This window comes from Corallococcus sp. CA047B (assembly GCF_003612065.1).
Taxonomy (GTDB): Bacteria; Myxococcota; Myxococcia; order Myxococcales; family Myxococcaceae; genus Corallococcus; species Corallococcus praedator.
In genome coordinates this window covers 1-20,234 of the sequence record NZ_RAWD01000174.1, presented here as the reverse complement: position 1 = coordinate 20,234, position 20,234 = coordinate 1, and the positions used below count along the sequence as shown (strand labels likewise).

General features: G+C 71.1%; 18 protein-coding genes. 7 read left to right on the top strand and 11 right to left on the bottom strand.

Features of this window, described 5'->3' with window-relative positions; translation table 11 throughout:
• Positions 1-302: 302 nt before the first annotated feature.
• From D7X74_RS24960 to D7X74_RS24950, 3 genes are all read left to right on the top strand, one after another.
• Positions 303-2,252: an FHA domain-containing protein gene (locus tag D7X74_RS24960; RefSeq protein WP_233595776.1), complete on the top strand. Its 1,950-nt coding sequence runs from the start codon at positions 303-305 to the stop codon at positions 2,250-2,252.
• Between the two features lie 90 nt (positions 2,253-2,342).
• Positions 2,343-3,680: a cyclic nucleotide-binding domain-containing protein gene (locus tag D7X74_RS24955; RefSeq protein ID WP_120535502.1), complete on the top strand. Its 1,338-nt coding sequence runs from the start codon at positions 2,343-2,345 to the stop codon at positions 3,678-3,680.
• Position 3,681: 1 nt separating this feature from the next.
• On the top strand, positions 3,682-4,173 hold the full coding sequence (locus tag D7X74_RS24950) for a hypothetical protein (protein ID WP_120535501.1): 492 nt from the start codon (positions 3,682-3,684) through the stop codon (positions 4,171-4,173).
• A gap of 101 nt (positions 4,174-4,274) precedes the next feature.
• Here D7X74_RS24950 and D7X74_RS24945 read toward each other — a convergent pair whose 3' ends face one another.
• Positions 4,275-5,864, bottom strand: coding sequence for a tetratricopeptide repeat protein (locus D7X74_RS24945; protein ID WP_120535500.1), 1,590 nt, complete (start codon positions 5,862-5,864; stop codon positions 4,275-4,277).
• Between the two features lie 141 nt (positions 5,865-6,005).
• Between D7X74_RS24945 and D7X74_RS24940 the strand changes: the two genes are divergently transcribed.
• The gene (locus D7X74_RS24940; RefSeq protein WP_120535499.1) at positions 6,006-6,974 is read left to right on the top strand and encodes a homoserine kinase; all 969 of its coding nucleotides are present in this window, start codon (positions 6,006-6,008) and stop codon (positions 6,972-6,974) included.
• 4 nt (positions 6,975-6,978) lie between these two features.
• Here the strand turns inward: D7X74_RS24940 and D7X74_RS24935 are convergent, their stop codons facing one another.
• The 3 genes from D7X74_RS24935 to D7X74_RS24925 all read right to left on the bottom strand — a co-directional run bounded on the left by D7X74_RS24935 (position 6,979) and on the right by D7X74_RS24925 (position 10,443).
• Complete coding sequence (locus D7X74_RS24935) at positions 6,979-7,449, bottom strand: nuclear transport factor 2 family protein (protein WP_120535498.1); 471 nt, start codon at positions 7,447-7,449, stop codon at positions 6,979-6,981.
• Between the two features lie 72 nt (positions 7,450-7,521).
• Positions 7,522-8,049 (bottom strand): hypothetical protein, encoded by a 528-nt coding sequence (locus D7X74_RS24930; protein WP_120535497.1) that lies wholly within the window; start codon positions 8,047-8,049, stop codon positions 7,522-7,524.
• 33 nt (positions 8,050-8,082) lie between these two features.
• Entirely contained in the window at positions 8,083-10,443 is a 2,361-nt protein-coding gene (locus D7X74_RS24925) for a hypothetical protein (RefSeq protein ID WP_199741888.1), read from the bottom strand.
• A 25-nt stretch (positions 10,444-10,468) separates the two neighbouring features.
• Here D7X74_RS24925 and D7X74_RS24920 point away from each other — a divergent pair, with 25 nt between their 5' ends.
• Together D7X74_RS24920 and D7X74_RS24915 are read left to right on the top strand one after the other, a co-directional pair.
• Positions 10,469-10,870: a TIGR02266 family protein gene (locus D7X74_RS24920; RefSeq protein ID WP_120535495.1), complete on the top strand. Its 402-nt coding sequence runs from the start codon at positions 10,469-10,471 to the stop codon at positions 10,868-10,870.
• Positions 10,867-11,415: a DUF192 domain-containing protein gene (locus D7X74_RS24915; protein ID WP_233602242.1), complete on the top strand. Its 549-nt coding sequence runs from the start codon at positions 10,867-10,869 to the stop codon at positions 11,413-11,415. Before D7X74_RS24920 ends, D7X74_RS24915 begins: the two co-directional genes overlap by 4 nt.
• A 17-nt stretch (positions 11,416-11,432) precedes the next feature.
• On the opposite strand, the gene D7X74_RS24910 is transcribed toward D7X74_RS24915, so the two are convergent.
• From D7X74_RS24910 to cglC, 7 genes are all read right to left on the bottom strand, one after another.
• A complete protein-coding gene (locus tag D7X74_RS24910; protein WP_158622290.1) occupies positions 11,433-13,214 on the bottom strand; it encodes a bifunctional diguanylate cyclase/phosphodiesterase in 1,782 nt (593 codons plus the stop codon).
• 138 nt (positions 13,215-13,352) lie between these two features.
• Complete coding sequence (locus D7X74_RS24905; protein WP_233602241.1) at positions 13,353-14,573, bottom strand: hypothetical protein; 1,221 nt, start codon at positions 14,571-14,573, stop codon at positions 13,353-13,355.
• A 78-nt stretch (positions 14,574-14,651) separates the two neighbouring features.
• Entirely contained in the window at positions 14,652-15,128 is a 477-nt protein-coding gene (ybaK, locus tag D7X74_RS24900) for a Cys-tRNA(Pro) deacylase (RefSeq protein WP_120535505.1), read from the bottom strand.
• 5 nt (positions 15,129-15,133) lie between these two features.
• Entirely contained in the window at positions 15,134-16,276 is a 1,143-nt protein-coding gene (purK, locus tag D7X74_RS24895) for a 5-(carboxyamino)imidazole ribonucleotide synthase (protein ID WP_120535492.1), read from the bottom strand.
• Entirely contained in the window at positions 16,273-16,776 is a 504-nt protein-coding gene (gene purE, locus D7X74_RS24890; protein ID WP_199732869.1) for a 5-(carboxyamino)imidazole ribonucleotide mutase, read from the bottom strand. The genes purK and purE overlap by 4 nt, the downstream gene beginning before the upstream one ends.
• Positions 16,777-16,983: 207 nt before the next feature.
• Entirely contained in the window at positions 16,984-18,417 is a 1,434-nt protein-coding gene (locus D7X74_RS24885) for a VWA domain-containing protein (protein WP_120535491.1), read from the bottom strand.
• A gap of 105 nt (positions 18,418-18,522) precedes the next feature.
• Entirely contained in the window at positions 18,523-19,023 is a 501-nt protein-coding gene (cglC, locus tag D7X74_RS24880) for an adventurous gliding motility lipoprotein CglC (RefSeq protein WP_120535490.1), read from the bottom strand.
• 270 nt (positions 19,024-19,293) lie between these two features.
• Between cglC and D7X74_RS24875 the strand changes: the two genes are divergently transcribed.
• The gene (locus D7X74_RS24875; protein ID WP_120535489.1) at positions 19,294-20,121 is read left to right on the top strand and encodes an outer membrane beta-barrel domain-containing protein; all 828 of its coding nucleotides are present in this window, start codon (positions 19,294-19,296) and stop codon (positions 20,119-20,121) included.
• The last annotated feature ends 113 nt before the right edge of the window (positions 20,122-20,234 follow it).

Genomic DNA, 20,234 nt, shown 5'->3' with positions numbered 1-20,234 from the left:
GACGCGGCGGGGGCTGCGGGCATGGGCGTGTCTCTTGAGGGAGCGGGGATGGGGGAAACCTACATCGGGACGGGACGGCGTTGCGGGCCAACGGTCCAAGAGGGCCCGGTCTTCCCTGAAAGGAACGGTGGGAGCGCATTCCCACGGTGGGGCCAGCGCTCTAAGATGGCGGTCGCTTCAACCTGGACCCATCCATGCCTCCTCGCCGTCCATCACCGTCGTCGCGTTCGGGCACCGGCCGTTCCGGTGGCTCGACGGCGGAACGCCGTCCCAAGTCCTCCTCTGGAGGCGATTCCCGCCGCGTGGCCGTCCCGGACGAGGACTGGTCCGCGCCCCCGTCGGGCGAGGACGGTCCGGACGACGGCGGGGACCCGGAGCTGTACGGAGAGGCGGAGCCGCAGCGCTCGCGCACGGGGGAGACGCGGGTGGCGTCCGTGGCGGACGTGCGTCCGGACCCGGAGGAGGCCTCCGAGGAGGAGGACGAGGACAACTCGGAGACGACGCGCGCCGGGCCCCCGGTGCTGGTGCTGGTGCTGGACGGGCCCGACAAGGGGCGCAAGAAGCGCTTCAAGGGCGTGCGCATGGTGCTGGGGCGCAGCAAGGACTGCGACTTCGCCCTGGGCGACCAGACGGTGTCCCGGCGCCACATCGAGCTGGTGTACGGCGCCAGCGGCGTGGTGATGCGCGACCTGGGCGGCATCAGCGGCACCCAGGTGAACGACCAGAAGGTGGACGAGTGCATCCTCAAGCACGGGGATGAGATCTCCGTGGGCAAGACGCGCCTGAGGTTCGTGGACGAAGGCGAGCTCATCAAGGAGATGCGCGCCAAGGCGGAGTCCGGTGAGGAGGAGCCGGAGAAGAAGAAGGAAGAGGAGAAGAAGGACCCGCGCCTGGATGAGAAGACGAACGCGAACTACAAGCTCGCGGACCTGATGCGCGACGAGAAGGCGCGCAAGTCGGGCGTGCCCCGTCCGCGCCCGGTGCGCTCCTCGGCGCGCGAGGGCATCAAGTTCGACTTCAAGATGAAGGTGGGCGCCGCCGTCGCCGGCTTGGTGGTGGTGCTGATGATGGTGGGCCTGGCGACGTCAGGACGCGGTGGGCCCCCGCCGCCGCCGCCGGAGGACCCGGGCCTGAAGCGCGCCACGGAGCTGATGCAGAAGGCGCGCGACAAGGTGCGTGACGGCGAGTACCCGGACGCCGTGCGCTTCGCCGCGGAGGCGGAGAAGGCGCACGCGGGCATCGACGCGGACGGCGTGGGCAAGGGCGCGCAGCGGCTGCAGGACGTCGTGGAGGGCTTCAAGGAGATCCGGGGGCTCATCGCGGAGAACAAGTACGACGACGCGCGCGCCCGGCTGAAGGACCTGCCCGAGGGCACCGCGCGGACGGACGCGGAGCGCGACGAACTCAAGGTGGACCTGGAGACGAAGGAGCAGGCCTACCACGTCGGGCTGTTGGAGACGGCGCTGACGGCGCGCGACGCGGAGCAGGCCCGCACGCTCATCCCGCTGCTCGTCGAAGCCACGCGGCCCCCGTACGAGACGCGGCTGGCGGAGCTGGACGCGGCGCTCGCGAAGGAGGCGGCGCAGGCGGTGCGGCAGGCCGGCTACCAGAAGGCCGCGGCGGCGGAGAGCGCGAAGCAGCGCCGGGCGCAGTACGTGGAGCAGGCCTTCGAGGACGTGGAGCGCCGGTTCAACGGCGGTGACTTCCAGCGCGCGACGCTGGAGGTGGACCGGGTGATGGAGAAATACCGGGCGGAGGCCGACGTGCAGGCCCGGGCCCGCAACCTCAAGAAGCTCATCCCCCAGTTCCGCTCCGCCTTCGAGGAAGGCCAGAAGAAGTACGAGAGCAACGCGCTGGAGGCCTCCGTGAAGCCCCTGCGCCGCGCGGCGGAGGTGTACCGGCAGATCGGCTTCGCGGGTTCGCTGGGGGACACGCTCGACAACGAGCTGGCGTCCGCGTCCGTGGCGGCGGGGCAGTCCGCCTTCAAGCGCAAGGAGTACCCGGTGGCGGGCCGCAGCTTCCGCGAGGCCCTGCGGCTCAACCCCGGCGACTCGCGCGCGCGCACCGGGCTGGACGAGCTGCAGAAGAAGGTGGAAGAGCTGTACCTGTCGGCGTACATCGCTCGCGACCGCGACCCCGCGCTGGCGAAGGAGCAGTTCAAGATCGTCATCGAGGCGTCCGCGGAAGGCTCGGACGTGAAGCGCAAGGCGGAGATGGCGCTGAGCGAGCTGCAGAAGTCCGACGGTTCGTAGCATCCCCCAGGGGCCGCTTCCCGCGCGGTGGGGGCGGGCGGCCCCGTGGGTTTTCCTGATCGTTGTCGCGGTCTGTCTTGGAGACACTGGATGAGTGAGTCGTCGTTGCGTGAGCTGGGCATGGACCTGTTCGAGGAGCGCCAGTTCGAGCGCGCCCTCGCCGCCTTCGCGGAGGCCGTGCGCCGCGTGCCCGCGGACCACCGCTCGCGCATGCTGGCATCCCGGTGTCTGGCGGAGCTGGGCGAGCGCGAGCGCGCCGTCACCGCGTACCACGCGTGCGCGGAGGGCCTCTTGCGCCGCGACTACCTCTTGAGCGCGATGGCCGCGTGCAAGCTGGCGCTGGAGCTGTCGCCCAACGAGCGGCGCCTGAAGGAGACGCTGGCCCGCGTGCACTCGCGCGCCGCGCGCCACGCCAAGGGCCGCGCCGCGGTGCCGCCGCCGCTGCCGCCGGAGCACCTGTACGACGGCAAGGTGGACACGGACCTGATGGGCCTGCTGGGCGAGGAGCTGTCCAACCGCGCCATCGAGGTGCTGGCCGCGCCGGACACCGGCGGCACCGCCGACCCGCAGGGCCGTCCGCCGCTGCCGCTGTTCGCGGACCTGGACCGGGACGCGTTCCTGGACCTGGTGGGGCGCATGGTGTGGCGCACCATCAAGGCCGAGGAGGTCATCAGCCGCGAAGGTGAACCGGGCGACCACCTGTACGTGCTGGTCGCGGGCAAGGCGGAGGTGACGCGCAAGGCGGACGGTGAGGACCACACCCTGGGCTTCCTGGGCGGCGGCTCCATCTTCGGAGAGCTGGCGCTGCTGACGGGCGCGGCGCCCACGGCGACGGTGACGGCGGTGTCGGACTCGGAGGTTTTCGAAATCCGCCGCGAGCACCTCAACGCGGTGGCCAAGAGCCACCCGGCGGTGCCGCAGCTGCTGGCGGACTTCGCCCAGCAGCGCATGATGCGCAACCTGATGGCGAACTCGCCCCTGTTCCAGCAGCTGCCGGAATCGGAGCGGGGCGCGCTCTTCCAGCGCTTCACCTTCCGGCCCCTCCAGGCCGGCGAGAAGGTGCTGGTGGAGGGTGAGCACTCGCCGGGGCTCTTCCTGGTGCTGGCCGGAGAGCTGGTGGTGCAGAAGGAGGACCCCGCGGGCGGCGTGGTGACGCTGGGCGTGCTGCGCGAGGGCGAGGTGGCGGGAGAGATTTCGCTGCTCACGGGCCTGAGGGCCACGGCCACGGTGCTGGTGCCGCGCAAGACGGCGGCGGCGTACCTGGAGCGCAACGCCTTCCACCAGCTGGTGCAGGCCTTCCCCAACATCCGCACGTACCTGGAGCAGCTGTCCGACCGGCGCCTGAAGCAGATTGGTGAGGCGCTGCGGCCGCTGGAGATCATCGACGCGGACGACATGATGCTGGAGCCGGAAACCGGGGCGGCCTGAGATGGTGGTGACGCGCTCGCGGGTGGTGAGCGGCATGGCGGCGCTGGTCGCCGCTGGGCTGGTGCTCTTCCTCTGGCCCCGGGAGGAGCCGGGGGTGAAGGACGCGGTCACCCGGCGCATCATCGCGATGACGCGCTCCGCGGAGGAGAAGGACGTCGGCGGGGTGATGGACGGCGTGTCCGAGCGCTTCAAGACGACGGACGGCTGGAGCCGCCAGGACGTGCACCGCATCCTGGCCGCGCAGGTGTTGCGCGGTCAGTGGGTGCGCATCTTCACCACCGACATCGAAGTGCGCGAGGTGACGCCCACGCAGGCCGAGTTCCAGGCGCGCTTCATCTTCGGCCGCTCGCAGGCGGACAAGCTGGAGGACCTGGCGCGCGACAGCGTCCTCAACGCCTACTCCATCGAAGGCATCTTCGAGAAGGAAGCCGACGGGGAGTGGCGCGTGATGAAGGCGAAGCAGCGCCGGTTGGACCCCTCCGAGCTGCTGTAGCGCCTTTCGCTGGCTCCATCGCCCGAAGCGCCACGATGTGGTGCGGGCGGGGCGAAGCCTCGCGGGTGGAGCGGCCCCGCGCCGCTGTCACTCCCACCGCGTTACTGCTGCGCCTGGAACAGGGGCCCTGCCTCGTTGAGCCACGCCTTGGCCATGGCGGGCTGTCCGGACGTCTCCAGGCGCTTCTTGATGTCGTTGGCGCGCGTGGCGATGAGCTCCGGGGGCGTGCCCTGGGCCCGGGCGCGCATGAGGGCGAAGTAGTGCTGCTGGCACCCGGCGGCGAACTCGCCCTGGGCGAAGAGCAACTCACCCAGCGCCGCGTACGCCTCCGGCATGCTGCCCGCGCCGGTGTCCGGGGCCACGGCGGACAGCAGCGTCCGGGCGCCCTCGAAGTCCTTGCGCGCGAGCAGCAGCGCGCCCTTGGCGTACTGCGCCCGCGCGAGGCCCACGCCCCGTGCCGCGAGCGCCTTGTCGTAGGCCGCGAGCGCGTCGTCCTGCCGGCCCGCCTGCTCCATCACGCCGCCGCGCGACAGCCAGTACCGGTCGTCCCGGTCCAACGCGGCCACGGACTTGCCGTCCGCCGTCGTCACCTTCACCTCGCGGAAGGTCTTCTCGTAGGCCTCCAGCAGCGCCAGCGCTCCCGCGCCGTCCCCCTGCGCCTGGAGCAGCCTCGCGCCGTCCAGGGCCAGCAGGGGCGCGGTGGGGTGCTTCGCCACCGCCGCCTCGAAGGCCGCGCGGGCTTCCGGCGCGTGCTTCGCCGCCAACGCGCGGGCCCGGGTGAAGAGGGCGTAGTGCTCGTCCGGAAAGGCCTTCAGCGCCGCGTCCGTCAGGGGCAGCGCCTCGTCGGGCGCGCCCCTGGCCAGCGCCACCTCCGCCTGCGCCACCGCGATGCGGGCCTGGAGCGCGGGCGTCAGCTCCTTGCCGCGCGTGCGCAATTCCTCCAGCGTCGCCTTCACGGTGTCCGGATTGCGTCCCGCGTAGAGCTGCGCCAGCACGGACGTCACCTTCGCCAGCAGGTGATCCGGGTTCGCGGCGGTGGCCCGGGAGAAGGCCTCCGCCGCCTGGGGGAACAGCCCCTCGTCGAGCAGCGCCTCGCCATAGGCCGTGGAGAAGCGCGGGTCCCTCCACGCCGCTTCCGCCGCGTGCGCGAAGGCCTGCCGGGCCTCGGAGAGCCGTCCCTGGCGCTGCAGCAGCCGGGCCTGGGCCAGCGTCAGCTTGGGGCTGTTGGCGCCCTGGGCCTTGAGCTCCTCCAGCAGCTTCTGCGCCTCGGCCGTCTTGCCCTCGCCGACGAGCAGCAGCGCGCGCGCGCCGTAGCGCTCACCGGAGCGCGAGCCCATGGCCTCCGCGCGGTCCAACTGCTCGCGGGCCTTCGCGTCCGCGCCGGGCTGGTGATGCTCCAGCCACAGCACGGTCTGGATGTCGGCGGACAGGGCGCGCGCGTCGCGCGAGTCGGGGGAGAGCGCGAAGAGCGTCTCCAACTGCTGCTGCGCCATGGCCAGGTCGCTGGGGTTGCCCTTCAGCGCCGCGGCGCGGGCCGAGCGCAGGTGCGCGTCCACCTCCTGCCGCACCTGCCCCCGGTGGACGTACCAGGCGACCGCCGCCGCGAGCACCACCGCGACGACGCCAATCTGGAGCAGCGCACTGCCCAGGCCTTCGCGACGCTTCCAGTCACCGCGACCCGACGTGTCCATGGGTGGCCTCTCGCGCAAATATTGAAGATTTTCAGACAGTTATGCGAAGTAGGACGGGCATGGACAGATAGGTCCGCCCTCCCGGGGTGTCAACGGGGGGAGGCTGTCCGCAGGCGAGGCGACAAGCCCTGGAGGCACGCGATGGCGGTCTACACGACACTTCCCCCCGAGGCATTCACCCGCGTGGCGGACGCATACGGCCTGGGGACCGTGCGCGGGATGACGCCCATTCCGCAGGGCTCCATCAACACCAACCACCGGCTGGAGACGGACGCGGGCCGCGTCTTCGTGCGCCACACCACGGTGCGCTCGCCCGAGGACCTGCGCTTCGAGGCCGCGCTCCTGGAGCACCTGGCGCGCGCGCACTTCCCGGCGCCGGTGCTGCTCGTGCCGACAGGCCCCGAGCCCTTCCTGGAGATGCACGGCGGCAGGATCAGCCTCTTCAGGTGGCTTCCGGGCGAGGAGTTCACCCGGGCCCGGCTGACGCCAGACGTGCTGGAGCGCCTGGGCGCGGAGCTGGGAAAGCTGCACCGCCTCACGCAGTTCTTCGGAGGCTCGCGGGACAACCCCTACGGCCCGGAGGTGGTGAAGGGCTGGCTCTCAGGGCTGCGGCAGCGGCCGGAGCCGGAGCTGGCGGCGGTGGCGCGGGAGCTGGAAGGACTGCTTGCGCGCGCGGAGGCCGAACACCAGGGACTGGAGCCCCGGGGCGTCATCCACGCGGACCTCTTCCTGGACAACGTGAAGTGGCTGGGAGACCGCGTGGGCGCCTTCTTCGACTTCGAGATGGCGTGCGTGGACGCGTACACCCGCGATGTCGCCATCACCCTGAACGCGTGGTGCTTCGAAGGCAGCTACCAGCCCGAGCTGTGCCAGGCCTTCCTGCGCGGCTACCAGGATGCCCGGCCGCTGGCGGAGGTGGAGAAGGCCGCGCTCTTCGGCCACGCGCTCTACGGCGCGGTGCGCTTCACCACGAGCCGCATCCGCGACTACCACCTGTCCACGCTGGGCGCGGACAAGCTCGCGCCCAAGGACTACCGCACGTACCTGTCCCGCGCGCGGGCCCTGGGCGGCATGGGGCCGGACGGGCTGCGCGCGCTGGTCGGCGTGTGACGGCCTAGATGCCGGAGACGATCTTCCACTCGCCGTCGACCTTCTGGAACACCATCTGCTCCAGCTCCGAGTCCTGCTGGGGCCGGGCGTTGAGGCCCGGCATGCGCCAGGACGCGTTCCAGTAGTAGATGGCGTAGGCGACCTCTTCGTCCTCGCGGACCTCCACGCGGCGGACGTTGATCTCCACCTTGGGGCTCTGCAGCTTCGTGAAGAGCGCCTGCAGGTGGGGCCCCATGTTGGCGGCGGTGAGATCGTCTTCGGGGTCCTCGGTGCCGCCGTCGTCGCGGAACTTTGGGGACACCAGGGCCTGGATGGCCTTCGCGTCGCGGGCCTCGAGGGCCGCGCGGTAGCGCTCCATCACGGCGATGATGGCGCGGGTGTCGTCGGTGTCCTGCAACTCCGTGCCGGGGATGCGCTTCGGGGCGCACGCGGCCAGGAGGAAGACGGCGCAGAGGGCGAGGAAGCGGTTGTGCATGGCGGGGCCTTATGGGTTCAACCGCATGGGTGTCAACCCATTCCCAGGCCCCGCCGCCGATGCGCGCTTTGACTATTTGGCGCGGATGACTTCAGCGATGAAGCGGTTGAGCACGGGCACCTCGTTGTCGAGGATCTTCAGGCCCTCGGACTCGATGACCTTCTCACCGATGAAGGCCACGGCCTTGAGCAGGAAGGGCAGCTTGAGCGAAATCTCCCCGTCCATGGTGCGCTCCGTCTGGCCGTTGCCCAGGTCGCGCAGCCGCAGCACGCCCGTGTTCACCATCATCTTGGAGATGGTCTGGGACGTGGGCGTGTTGGTGAACGACAGCTCCTTCTTGCGCTTGTCGTAGGTGGACGTCTCGATGAAGGCGAACCACTCCGGCGGGACCTTCTTGGTGCCGATGGTGGCGATGACGGGCTTGGGGCGGTAGCGGACGCGGCGGTTCACACGGTCCCCGTCCACCTTCACCTCCAGGGGCTGCAACTCCAACAGCACGCCGTGGTGCTGGAGGAGGAACGGGAAGTAGCGCTCGTCGAGGAGCGCGCGCTCCACTTCATCCACCGTGCCCTGGATCCGCTGCTGCTTGACGAACCGCATGCTCCGTCCACCTCCGGAATGTGTCGCCCGCGTCTAGCGGAAAGCCTGACGCGGCACCAGGGGTCCTCGAAAGGTCGTCTGCTCGAAGTCACATCGCTCGCGCCACTCGGTGGCGACCGCACGGAAGGCGGCGCCGTAGTCCGGAAGTGCACCGACTTCATGCCGCACGGCGCCGCAGTCGCCCGCCAGGTAGGCGGCTTCAATCTTCAGCCGCGTGGCCTCCCGGCGGATGGCCTCCGGCAGCGCGGTGTCCGCCAGGGCACGTTGCAGCTGATCCGCCGCGAGTGCCGGCGCACCCACCTGGTGCAGCCGCCGACCCAACAGGTAGCGCAGCCACGGGTCCTGCGGTGAGAGCAGCAGGGCGCGATCCAACAACAGCAGGCGCAGCTCCTCCTGGGGCGCGCGGAAGTACGCCTCGATGGGGGCCCGCCGGGACGGGGTCTCCAGCGCGGCCAGCTTCACCTGCGCGGTGCGCGTCAGCTCCGGCCCGGCGTTCTGCGCGAGCGCGCTCTGGAGGAACGCGCGCGACGCATCCAGGTTGTCCAGGTGCAGGGCCACGTCCGCGCGGGCCACGGCCACCTCCGCGGCGAGCGTGGGCCGGTCCTTCACCTGCTCGGCGAGCGAGTCCAGCACCCCGGCCGCGTCGGCGGAGCGCTCCATCGCATCCAGGGCGGCGGCCTGTCCCAACTGGAAGGAGGGCTCCTCCGGCTGGAGGGCGGCGGCGCGCTGGAAGCGGACCAGCGCTTCCTGGGGATCGCTGGCGAGCGCGTCGCGGGCGGAGTCCGACAGCCGGGCCACCTCGCGGGCGCAGGCGCGGGAGAAGAGGCTGCCCGCGCGGAAGCGGGCGAAGGCGCGCGCCAGCGTGGACTCATCCAGGGGCAGCGCGTCCAGGGTGCGCTCCCATTCGGTGACGAGCGCGTCCAGGGGCTGGCCGTAGGCGGCGTTGAAGTCCGCGTGCGCGTAGACGGCCCGCAGCTTGTCCGCGCCGTAGGTGTCCGCCAGGTAGCGCAGGAACGAGCCCGCCACGGTGTACGCGCGCGCCGGGGCGGACTGGTAGAAGCCCTTGGGCCCCATGAGGTCGCGCATGTCCGGGGCCATGCCCTGCCGGCGCATGCCCGCGGCCCACTGGTGCAGGGTGAGCTCGCCCTGCACCGGGTCGTCCGCGGCCACGGCGAGTCCTTCGATGACGCCCATGAGCGGCCACACGCCCAGGCGGGTGGTGACGCGGAAGAAGCCCGCGCCGGCGGGGGCCGCCATCACGTGCGCCAGCTCATGGTGCAGCACGGAGTGGGGGAAGGGCTTGTCCTGGATGTGCAGCTCGGTGCGCCAGGGCTTGGCGAACTGGGTGCGGCCCGCGCCCACCAGCCGCTGCTTCTCGTCCTCGGAGCGGTAGAGCCACACGCGCACGCGCTCCGTGGGGGCCACGCCCAGGAAGCGCGCCGTCTGGGCGAAGCGGAACTCCAGGTCCCTCGCCATCCGGTCCACGTCCTCGCGGGACTTGCCGCGCGGGTAGTGCAGGACGAAGTGCTCCGTCTCCCGCACGCCGCCCAGCTGCTCCGCCAGGTACGCGTCCGTCATGCGCAGGCCCAGCCGCGGCGCGCGCGCCTCCAGCATCCAGATGCCCGCCGCGCAGAGCGCGACGATTCCCAGGCTGCCCACGCGCGCGCCCTTGAGGGTCAGCCTCCCGGTGCGCACGTCCAGCAGCGCCATGGAGAGCCCCGCGAACGCGCCCGCCCACAGCAGCGTCTCCACGCGGAACCAGCCCAGCGCGGCCGTCATCTGGAGGGCCTCGTCGTAGAGCGGGCCGGGCAGGTGGCCCAGGAAGACGTTGAAGGCGAACACCTGGGGCCCGAAGACGATGGGCACCACCGTGACGACCAGGGACGCGAAGAGGAGCAGGGCGTACAGCCCCGCCGCGCCCCGGGGGCGGCCCGTGGCGAAGCCCAGGAAGACGCCCGCGGCGGAGGCGAGCACGGCGGAGGGCACGGTGAGCAGGGGGTAGAAGCCCGCCAGCTCGAAGGGGTCGCACGCGGTGCGGAAGCGGGCGAAGAGCAGGGCGCACACGAAGGGGGGGATGAGCACCCCCAGGTTCAGGACGACGCTTGCGCCCAGGGCGCGGCCCACGGCGGTTCCGGGCAGGGCGGACGCTTCCGCCAGGGCGGGCCGGGGCAGGGCGCCGGTGAGGATGCGGCGCTCCTGGAAGGCGGCGGCGATGCCCGTCCCTCCCCCGAGCAGGCCGACGGCGATGGCCAGGGCGAGGCCCAGCTCGAAGCCGGGGACCCCGAAAAGCGGGAGCAGGACGAGGGCCGACCCCCCACCGGCGAGCAGCAGCACGGTGGCCAGGACGGCCGGACGGCCCAACAGACCTCTGGCGCGGGGGAGGACTTGCCGCATGGTGTCCCCTATACTCCCCGGCCGCATGTCCGAACAGAAGAGCGGATCCGAACTGCGCACCCATGGTCGTGCGCCCATCGAGCTGAAGGTCGACTACAAGAAGCTCAATTCGTTCTTCGCCGACTACACGAAGAACATCAGCAAGGGCGGTACCTTCATCAAGACGAAGAAGCCGCTGCCCATCGGCACGCGCTTCCTCTTCAAGTTGACGGTGCCGCACCGCGAGGCCCCCTTCGAACTGTTGGGCGAGGTCGTCTGGTCCAAGGGCGACGCGGAGGAGCCCGGCATGGGCATCCGCTTCATCTACAGCAGCGAGTCCCAGCGGGTGGACTTCGAGACGCTGGTGGAGCGCCTGATGTCCGACAGCCTGGGCTCCGAGCTGACGGAGAAGCTGCTCAACAAGCCCCTGCATCCCCAGCACCCATGAGCCCGCGTTTCGCGATGGCGCTGTGCACGCTGGCGCTCGTGGGCGGCGCGTGCCAGGAAGCGCCCGCCGCACCTCCGAAGCCCGCGCCCGCCGCCCCGCGAGCGCGCCCGAAGGACGTGTCGGCGGAGGACTTCGTGATGCCAGTGTTGCCGCGCGCGCACGTGCGGCTGAAGGACGCCTACGGGGGCGTGCACCGCGTGGAGGTGGAGGTCGCCGCCACCGCGGATGCGCGCACGCGCGGGCTGATGTGGCGCAAGGCGCTGCCCGCCGGGCAGGGCATGCTCTTCCTCTTCCCGGAGGAGGAGGTGCGGGGCTTCTGGATGCGCAACACGCTCATCCCGCTGGACATGCTCTTCATCACCTCCGAGCACCGCATCGTCGGCATCATCGAGAACGCGGAGCCGCGCACGCTGATGAACCGCTCGGTGGGCATCCCCAGCCAGTACGTGCTGGAGGTCCCCGGCGGCTGGTGCCAGGCGAAGGGCATCGTCCGGGGCGGCACGGTGGAGTTCGAGAACGTGAGCACCCTCCCCATCACGCCCTGAGCCTGACCGCGCGGCGGCTACCCCTCCGACGCGGGCTGGAACAGGAACGTGCTGGCGTGCGACTCGCCCGACAGCGCCTTCACCTTCTTGCGCAGGGACGCGGCGACGGCGGACAGCTCCGCGGGGTGGGGTGACGGGGACAGGCCCCGCTGGTCCACCGCCGCCAGGCTCAGCGTCACCGGCACCATGGGCGTGCCCGGCGCGTCGCTCGCGCCGAAGCCTCCGCGTCGCAGGTCCTCCGGTCCGTACAGCGGGACCCGCTCCGCGTCGAAGCGCTGACAGAGCTTTTGCAGCACCTCGGGGGACACGCCTTCGGGACATACGAGCACGAAGTCGTCGCCGCCCACGTGGCCCAGGTGCGAACCGGGCGGCAGCAGGTGCAGGCACTCCGACAGCAGATTCGCCGTGTGACGGATGACGCGGTCTCCCTGGAGGAAGCCGTAGCGGTCGTTGTACGCCTCGAAGTGGTCCAGGTCGCCGTAGATGATGGTGAACGCGCTGCCCTGGAGCGCGGCGCGGATCCACCGTTCAATCATCCGGCTGCCGGGCAGGTCCGTGAGCGGATGCGCGCCGGTGGCCGCGTGCTGCTCCAGGTCCGAAGCGCGCGCGATGAGCTGCTTCATCGTCACCGTGCCCAGGAAGTGGCCCTGCGCGTCCGTCACCACCACCGGGTCGTAGACGGACTCGGGGGGACGGCGCATCGCCATGCGGGCCAGGGCGGTGATGGCCGTGGCGTCCTCCACCACCATCAGCGCGTCGGGCGCGCCGTCCGCGAGCGCCGGGGTCTCGTCGGCGGAGGAGCCTCCCCACCGCGCGTAGAAGCTCCGCCGCGTCACCACCGCGCGCGGCTGTTCGCCGTCCAGCAGCACGACATGGTCCTCGCCCGGCGTGCGGCGGAAGAGCCGATCCAACTCCACCGCGGGCGATGCTCCCGGCGCGCACGGGGGACGGATGATCATGCTGCCCACCGTCTCGTCGTCCTCGAACTCGCGGTGATTCAGCGCGCGGATGGCCTCGCGGCAGCGCTCGGCGAAGTCCTCGCCCGGACGCTGGGGTGCGTTCGCCGGACGCGCCAGCAGGTAGCCCTGCGCGTGCCGGATGCCCAGGCGCAAGAGCACGGCCAGCTCGTTCCACGTCTCCACGCCCTCGGCGATGAGCACCGCGTCCACGCGCTGCGCGAAGGCGACCAGCGACTTCACCAGGTGCTGCCGGTACGTGTGCAGGTGGATGTCCCGCACCAGCGCCTGATCCAACTTGATGAAGTCCGGCGCGCTGTGCACCAGCGTCACCAGTCCGGAGTGCCCCGCGCCGAAGTCGTCCAGCGCGATGCCGAAGCCCTGCTCCGAGTACCGCCGCGCCAGCATGCGCAGCTGCTCCGTGTCCTCGAAGGTGCTGCGCTCGGTGATTTCGAGCACGATCTGCCGCGGACTGAGGCCATGCGTGCGAAGCAGCTCCAGCGTGGACGCGCCGCCGAAGCGCTCGTCGCTCAGCACATCCGGGCTGACGTTGAAGAAGAAGGGCCCGCGCCGCTGCTCCTGCGGCAGCGTGGCGATGCGGCGCACCGCCGCGGTCCAGCACGCCCGCTCCAACTCGAAGGTGAACCCCTCCACGCGCGCGCGGTTGAAGAGTTCGTTGGGGGACTCCACCGGACCCAGGCCACGCGACAACACCTCGTGGCCAAGCACCTCGCCACTGAGCAGATCGACGATGGGCTGGAAGACGGTGGCGACCCTCGGCTCGTCACCGTTCCACAGCCAGGGAGGTGGCGGGCCGGGCTTGCTGGGGGAGGGCAGGCTCATGACCCCCAAAATGTACCGCGCCCTGAAGGAAGCTTCAGTCCCCCCCTCCCTTCAGGCACCCCCAACATCCAATACGGACGCTTGCAGGAGGGCGTGGCCGCCCTTCCCGGGAACTGGGAAAGAGGGCCTCGGGGCACGCTACTCCCCACGAATCCGCTGGATTTCCGGCACGTTGGCGCCCTCGGAGGCCATGGGGGCGGCGTCCACGGGAGCCACCGGGGTGGCTTCCACCGGCGCGACCTGGGCCATCGTCACCTGGGCCGCGACGGCCTCCATGGCCTGCCCCTCCTCTCCCTGGGCAGTCGAGAGGGCCCGGAAACGGCGGGCCAGCGAGGCCAGCTCCGCCGCCTTGAGCTGCGCCTGACCGCTGCGCAAGGACAGGAGCGCCACGCGCGCACGCTCCAACAGGGCCACCTCCGCGCGCAGTCGCGCGATGATCCGCTCGCGCCGCTGGCGCATGTCCCCCAGCCGCTCCACCTCCTCGGCCAGCGACGCCGCCGCGACCTCCAACTGCCGGCGGGCCACCGCGTCGGTGCTGGCGCGGGCGCTCTTCTCCAGGCTGTCGCGCTCCGCTTGAAGCTCCGCGGTGGCTCGCTCCTCCAGTTGCGCCTCCACGCCGGCCCATTCGGAGGCCAGCTCCACCGCGCCGCGCGTGATGCGCGCCAGCGTGCGGGCCAGCTCCTCGCGCGCGGGCTCGCGGGGCAGCTTCGCCAGGGACTGGCCGCATTGACGGTAGAGCGACAGCGCGCGCTCCGACAGGGTGTGGAAGTCGCCGGAGAGCTGGGGCAGCAGCTCCTCCGCCCGCGCCTCCACCGGGTCGGCCGTGAGGCCCAGGTGCGCCGCGATGGCGCCAAGGCCCACGAAGAGCCCCACGATGCCGCCCACCATCACCGCCGCCAGCAGCGTGGGCGTGGCCACGGACGCCAGCCGCAGCGACAGGATGTTCGCCACCACGCCGCCCGCCAGGGTGAGCCCCGCGCCCAGCACGCTGCCCAGGCCGTAGTGCACGAGGGTGGGGCGCGCCTCCGCCACCTGGCCCTCCTCGCCCAGCTCGTTGAGACGCGCGCGCACCAGCAGGGCGCCCGCGGCCGCGCCGCTCATCGCCACCGTCCACCCGGGCGACAGGCCCAGCCCGTAGGGCAGTCCGACGAGCAGCAGCCCCAGCCCGGCCAGGAGCCCCCGGTCCCACCGGTCTCCGCGCGCGCACGCCAGCACCACCGCGGCGGGTGCCAGCCACGTGAGCGGCATGGGCATGCCCAGGCGCAGCGTCAGCCACTGCACGAGCCCCGCCCCGGCGCCCGCCGCCAGCGCGCGCGTGACGGTGTGCTCGAAGGCTTCGCGGTGGTGGAATTGCAACACGGCGGCATTCATCGGGACACCCCGGGAACGGCCCTCGGGCCGGGAATGTCCTTCGAACGCGTGGCCCGTGAAAAAGGTCTACGCCTTGGGGCGCGACAGCGGTCCCGTCCTGCCCTTCGTCACGCGCAGGTAGTCCGCGGGCGCGAGGACGATCTGCGTGCCGCGCACCCCCGCCGACACGGCGACGGTGTCGAACAGCTCCAGCGTCTCGTCCACGTAGACGGGGTACTCCTTCTTGCCCCCCAGCGCGGTGACGCCGCCCCGGATGAAGCCGGTGAGCGGCTGCAACTCCTTGAGCGGAACGGTGTCCACCTTGCGGTCGCCGCTCAGCCGCGCCAGGGCCTTCAAGTCCAGCTCCGCGTTGCCCGGCACCACCGCCATCAACACGCCGGTGCGGTCGCCCTTGGCCACCAGCGTCTTGAACACCTGTTCGGCGGGCATGCCCACCTTGGCGGCGACGGTCTCCGCGGACAGGTCGTCCGGGTCCACGTCGTAGTCGCGCAAGCTGTACGCGATGCCGAGCGAGTCCAACAACCGGGCGGCGTTCGTCTTCACGGGCGTCACATCCCCAGGAGCTTCGCGGCGGCCTTCACGCGGGTGAGCGCGTCCTCGGGCGAGGTGCCCACCGCGGACAGGTGCCCCATCTTGCGGCCCTTGCGCGCGTCGCGCTTGCCGTACAGGTGCAGCCGGACGCCGGGCATCGCCAGCACCTGCTCGAAGCGGGGCCCGCCCTCGTTCAGCCACAGGTCGCCCAGCAGGTTGACGATGGCCGCGGGGCGCACCACCTCCACCGAACCCAGGGGCAGGTTGCACACCGCGCGCACGGCCTGCTCGAACTGGCTCGTCAGGCACGCCACTTCCGTCGAGTGGAAGCTGTTGTGCGGCCGGGGCGCCACCTCGTTCACCAGGAGCGAGCCGTCCCCCAGGAGGAACATCTCCACCACCAGCAGCCCCTCCACCTTCAGCGAGGCGGTGATGTCGCGCGCCACCTGCGAGGCCTGCGACAGCACCGCCTCCGGCAGCGGACCCGGCAGCAGCGACCACGCCAGGATGCGGTCCTCGTGGTGGTTGAACGCGGGCGGGTACACCGCGAGCTGCCCATCCGGCCCTCGCGCGACGAGCACCGACAGCTCCGCCTTCAGGTCCAGCGCGGCCTCCACCACCACGGAGCGCTCGCCCAACTCCTTCCACGCGACGGCTGCCTCGGAGGGGCCCTTCACCTCGTACTGGCCGCGCCCGTCGTAGCCGCCTTCACTGGACTTGATGAAGCACTTGCCGCCCATCGCGGTGATGGCCGCGGAGAGCTCCGCCTCCGAGTTGGCCTCGCGCCACGGGCCCAGCGGGAAGCCGCCCTTGGCGAGCCAGGCCTTCTGCCGGCCGCGGTGCTGCACGACGGACAGCACGTCCGCGCCGGGCCGCATGGGCGTGTGGCGGGCCACGGCGTTCAGCGTGGCCAGCGACACCTTTTCAATCTCCAGCGTCACCACGTCGCACGAGCGCGCCAGGTCCTCCGCGGCGGCCGTGTCGGAGAAGGACGCGGTGAGGCAGCGGTCCACCACCGAGCGGGCCGGACACGTGGAGTCCGGATCCAACGCCTGCACCTGATAGCCCAGCGTGCGTGCGGCGAGCGCCATCATGCGCCCCAGCTGTCCGCCGCCTAGGATGCCCAGCGTGCCGCCGGGGAGCACCACACGCGCCGTCATCCGGACACCTCGCGGTGCGCCAGCACTTCGTCCGTGCGGGCCTTGCGCCAGGCGCCCAGCCGCTCGCGCAGCTCCGGGTACTTGAGGGACAGGATGGCCGCCGCGTGCAGCGCCGCGTTGGCGGCCCCCGGCTTGCCGATGGCCTGCGTGCCCACCGGGACGCCCTTGGGCATCTGCACGATGGAGAGCAGCGCGTCGAAGCCGCTCAGCACCGTGGTGGGCATGGGCACGCCCAGCACCGGCAGGAGCGTCTTGCTGGACACCATGCCCGGCAGGTGCGCCGCGCCGCCCGCCGCGGCGATGATGACCGACAGGCCCCGCGACTCCGCGGTGGAGGCGTACTCCATCATCCAGTCCGGGGTGCGGTGCGCGGACACGACGCGCACCTCATGCGGGATGCGCAGCTCGGCGAGGATGTCGATCGCCGGTTGCAGGTGTTCGAGGTCGCTTCTGCCGCCCATGATGACCCCGACCCACGGGGTGCTCGCGCTCGCCGCCATGCTGTCTCGCGCCTCCAGTGCGCCCTTCCAGGGCTGAAGCCTGGAAGAACGCGGAGATAGGGCCACGCGATTCCACAGGTCAATCGCGAAGATGCCGCTTCGCGTCGGCAAGGGGCCGGGGGGCCGAGCGTTCCCCACTCCAGCCCACCCGCCGTCCCCAGGCCCGGCGTCACGCCCGCGTGACGCCGGGGCCCGAAGGCACCTCGCTCAGTAGGTGGAGCCCATGCGGCCAAAGCCCTTGAGCGCCTTCACCTTGCTGCTCTTCACCGCCGCGCGCTGGGACTCCTCGCTGTCCGCGTCGTCATAGGCCTTCATCGACTCCGCCTGCTCCGCCTGATCCGCGGCCACCGCCGCCGCGCCCGCCACGTTGCCGGCCTCCATGAAGAGCGCCTGGTTCTGGCGCAGGTAGAGCTGGGCCGCGTCCTTCTTGCCCTGGCTCATCGCCTCCGCGGCCTTCTGGAGGTTCTGCGCGCCGCGCGCCCGGGCCGCGTACACCGTGGCCTCCTTGTCCTGGCGCTGCACGACCTCTTCCTGGATGTTGGTGGCCATCGCGGTCAGCCGGGACTGGTCCTCCACGTTGTGCCGGGCGATGAGGTCCGTGTACGTGAGCTTCAGCCCCGCCACCTGCACGGACTGGCCCGCCGCGCCGGCCGTGACGTTGAGGCGCACCACCACGCGCTCCACCTGGCCCGCGGAGAAGTCCGGCATCGCCACGCGCACGGTGTTGCCGGCCTGGTGCGCGCGGTAGCCCAGCACCTCGCCCAGCGTCGTGCCCGGGGGCAGCTCGAAGGACAGCTCCACGTTGCGCGCCACCGCGGTGGTGGCCTGCTGCAGGTCGCGCTGGAAGAGGTTCGACAGCTGGCTTGCGTCCTCAAGGAAGCCGTACGCGCCCGCGCCGTACTCCGCGAAGGCCTGCATCAGGTCCTCGTTGAAGTCGGTGCCCACGCCAATGGAGCTCACCGTGATGCCGGAGGCGCGGATGTCCCGCACCACGTTCTTCAGGCCCTGCTCATCCGACACGCCCTCGGTGGGCTGGCCATCGCTCATCAGGATGAGGCGGTTGACGGTGGCGGCGCCCCCCATGGCGGACGCCAATTGCGTGCGGCCCACGGACAGGCCCGCGCTGATGTTGGTGCCGCCGTCATCCCAGATGGCGTCGATGAACTGGGCCATCCGCTCGCGGTTGGCCGGCGTCGCCGGCAGCGACGGCAGGCTCTTCACATCCGAGCCGTAGTGCACGATGGCCAGCCGGTCCTCGTCCCGCAGGAGCGTCACCAGGTGCCGCGCGGCCTGCTTCGCCTGCTGCAGCTTGTAGCCGCTCATGGAGCCGGACCGGTCGATGACGACCGCCAGGTTCACCGGGCTGCGCTTCGCGCCCGCCACCTCCATGCCGGTGAGGTCCACCGTCGCGTACGTCTCCGACGCGCCCACCGGGAGGTAGGGGTGTGACAGCCGGCTCTTCACCTGGATGGACCCCCCGGCCCCGGCCTGGAAGACGGTCGGCGGCGGGGTGGGCGGGGTCGGCGGCGTCACCACCACGTGCGGCGTGGGCTGGGTGTCCTCACCCCGGGGCAGGCCCAGCACCAGTGCGGTGAGGGCCAGGGCACCGGCCAGGGAGAGGAAGAGGACCGTTCGATTCATGGCAGGACTCCAGGGCGTGTGGAACGCGGGCCCTGCCTTTACGAACGGGGCGCGCGAAAAGGTCTAACCCTTTCGCGCGAGACGACTGTTCAGCGGACGCTTTCTTCAGTTGCCCTGGGCCTGGGGGGACGCACCGGCACAGAAGTAGGGGGAATTGTTCTCCCCGAACGTGTCGCGGTACTTCTGCTCGTCCGCCACGCGGATCGCGTCCAGCGTCGCCTGATCCAGGAGCAGGGGGCGGCACGCCATCCGGGGCGCGAGACCCTCGGGCGCGTCATCGCGCGTCACCTCGCAGCCGGTGGTGGTGCCCTGCACGCATTCCTTGCTGCAGTAGCCCAGGGCCTCGGCCGTCGGGTCGTCGCTGCGCTCGGAGTCCACGTCACGCACGCAGATGAGGTCCTCGCAGTCCAGCGAACCAAAGGAGATGAAGTCCTGATCCGGCGCCACGTCCCGCTCCCGGATGGGCATGAACTTGGTGGAGTAGGTCTCCTGCTCCTCGGCGGACGCCTTGCGCACCAGACGGCACGGCTTGCCCAACTCGGTGGTGACCTCGCAGCCTCCCAGCAGGAGGACGGCGGAGAGGAAGAGCGCGGATCGCACGAACATCGTTGAGACCTCTAGGAAGGATGGGACCGGGGGCGTGGGGGAAGGCGACACCCAGAAGCCGGAAACGGTAGCACACCCCTCCTTCACGCCAACCACCGACCTGTGATGCGCGGGAAGGGTGGAATTGTGAAGGAGCACCGCAGGATATCAGAGGAAGCAGGCACGTCGTGGCGGTTGATGGTTGGGAATACGGCCGATAGGATGGCGTGGCTGATGTCATGCTGCCTTCCGGTGGCAGTACGCCCCCTCCCCCCCACGGAGCGCCCGGACTTGAACCGCCCCACGCTGATGCTTGCGCTGAGCCTGATGTGGCCCGCGCTGGCCCCCGCCCAGAGTCAGGAAGGCATGGGCCTCGATCTCACCGAGGACGCCCAGCCCAAGCCTGCCGAAGAAAACCCCGCGCCGCCGCCGGACGAGGAAGCCCGCCCCGCGTCGCCGCCCACCGCTGACAAGGCGAAGGACATCCCACCGGAAGCGCTGATGCCGCTGACGGACATCACCCAGGACGACCGGGTGAAGAGCGTCCAGCGCAAGGTGTATCTGAAGAAGCACCGCTTCGAGATCACCCCGCTGGTGAGCATCTCGGTGAACGACCCGTTCTATTCGAAGTTCGGGGGTTCGCTGCGCGGCGCCTGGTACCTGGCGGACACGCTCGCCATCTCCGCGCGCGGCTCGCTCATGCAGGTGCTGCCGTCGGATGACGTGCGCACCGCCAAGCGCACCTTCAACAGCAAGATCTACAACTCCGTGCCCCAGTGGTCCGCCATGGGTGACGTGGAGTGGGCGCCGCTGTACGGCAAGGTGTCCTTCCTCAACTCCATCCTCCACTTCGACGGCTACCTGATGGGCGGCATGGGCGTGGTGAAGACGGAGACCTCCGCGCTGCCCGAGCGCGGCCTCAACCCGGCCTTCGACCTGGGCCTTGGCATGCGGTTCGTCACCAAGGACTACCTGGCCGTCAACGTGGCCCTCATCAACACTTCCTATGTGGATCAGCCCCTGGGCAGCAGCAAGGGCGCCATCCAGAACATCATGACCCTCAACGCGGGCATCTCCATCTTCCTGCCGCTGCGCTCGACGGGGAGGGAGTCCGAATGAAGCCCGCCTTCCGTCTGCTCCTGACCCTGTGCGCGGGCGTGCCCGCGCTGGCCGGCGCCGCCGACCAGGCCGCCGCGCCCACCCCCGCGGCTTCGGCCCCTGCTGCTCCGGCC

Coding starts and splice junctions, on each gene's coding strand:
- D7X74_RS24955 (WP_120535502.1), top strand. CDS start 2,343: ATGAGTGAGTCGTCGTTGCGTGAGCTGGGCATGGACCTGTTCGAGGAG.
- D7X74_RS24950 (WP_120535501.1), top strand. CDS start 3,682: ATGGTGGTGACGCGCTCGCGGGTGGTGAGCGGCATGGCGGCGCTGGTC.
- D7X74_RS24945 (WP_120535500.1), bottom strand. CDS start 5,864: ATGGACACGTCGGGTCGCGGTGACTGGAAGCGTCGCGAAGGCCTGGGC.
- D7X74_RS24940 (WP_120535499.1), top strand. CDS start 6,006: ATGGCGGTCTACACGACACTTCCCCCCGAGGCATTCACCCGCGTGGCG.
- D7X74_RS24935 (WP_120535498.1), bottom strand. CDS start 7,449: ATGCACAACCGCTTCCTCGCCCTCTGCGCCGTCTTCCTCCTGGCCGCG.
- D7X74_RS24930 (WP_120535497.1), bottom strand. CDS start 8,049: ATGCGGTTCGTCAAGCAGCAGCGGATCCAGGGCACGGTGGATGAAGTG.
- D7X74_RS24925 (WP_199741888.1), bottom strand. CDS start 10,443: ATGCGGCAAGTCCTCCCCCGCGCCAGAGGTCTGTTGGGCCGTCCGGCC.
- D7X74_RS24920 (WP_120535495.1), top strand. CDS start 10,469: ATGTCCGAACAGAAGAGCGGATCCGAACTGCGCACCCATGGTCGTGCG.
- D7X74_RS24915 (WP_233602242.1), top strand. CDS start 10,867: ATGAGCCCGCGTTTCGCGATGGCGCTGTGCACGCTGGCGCTCGTGGGC.
- D7X74_RS24910 (WP_158622290.1), bottom strand. CDS start 13,214: ATGAGCCTGCCCTCCCCCAGCAAGCCCGGCCCGCCACCTCCCTGGCTG.
- purK (WP_120535492.1), bottom strand. CDS start 16,276: ATGACGGCGCGTGTGGTGCTCCCCGGCGGCACGCTGGGCATCCTAGGC.
- purE (WP_199732869.1), bottom strand. CDS start 16,776: ATGGCGGCGAGCGCGAGCACCCCGTGGGTCGGGGTCATCATGGGCGGC.
- D7X74_RS24885 (WP_120535491.1), bottom strand. CDS start 18,417: ATGAATCGAACGGTCCTCTTCCTCTCCCTGGCCGGTGCCCTGGCCCTC.
- cglC (WP_120535490.1), bottom strand. CDS start 19,023: ATGTTCGTGCGATCCGCGCTCTTCCTCTCCGCCGTCCTCCTGCTGGGA.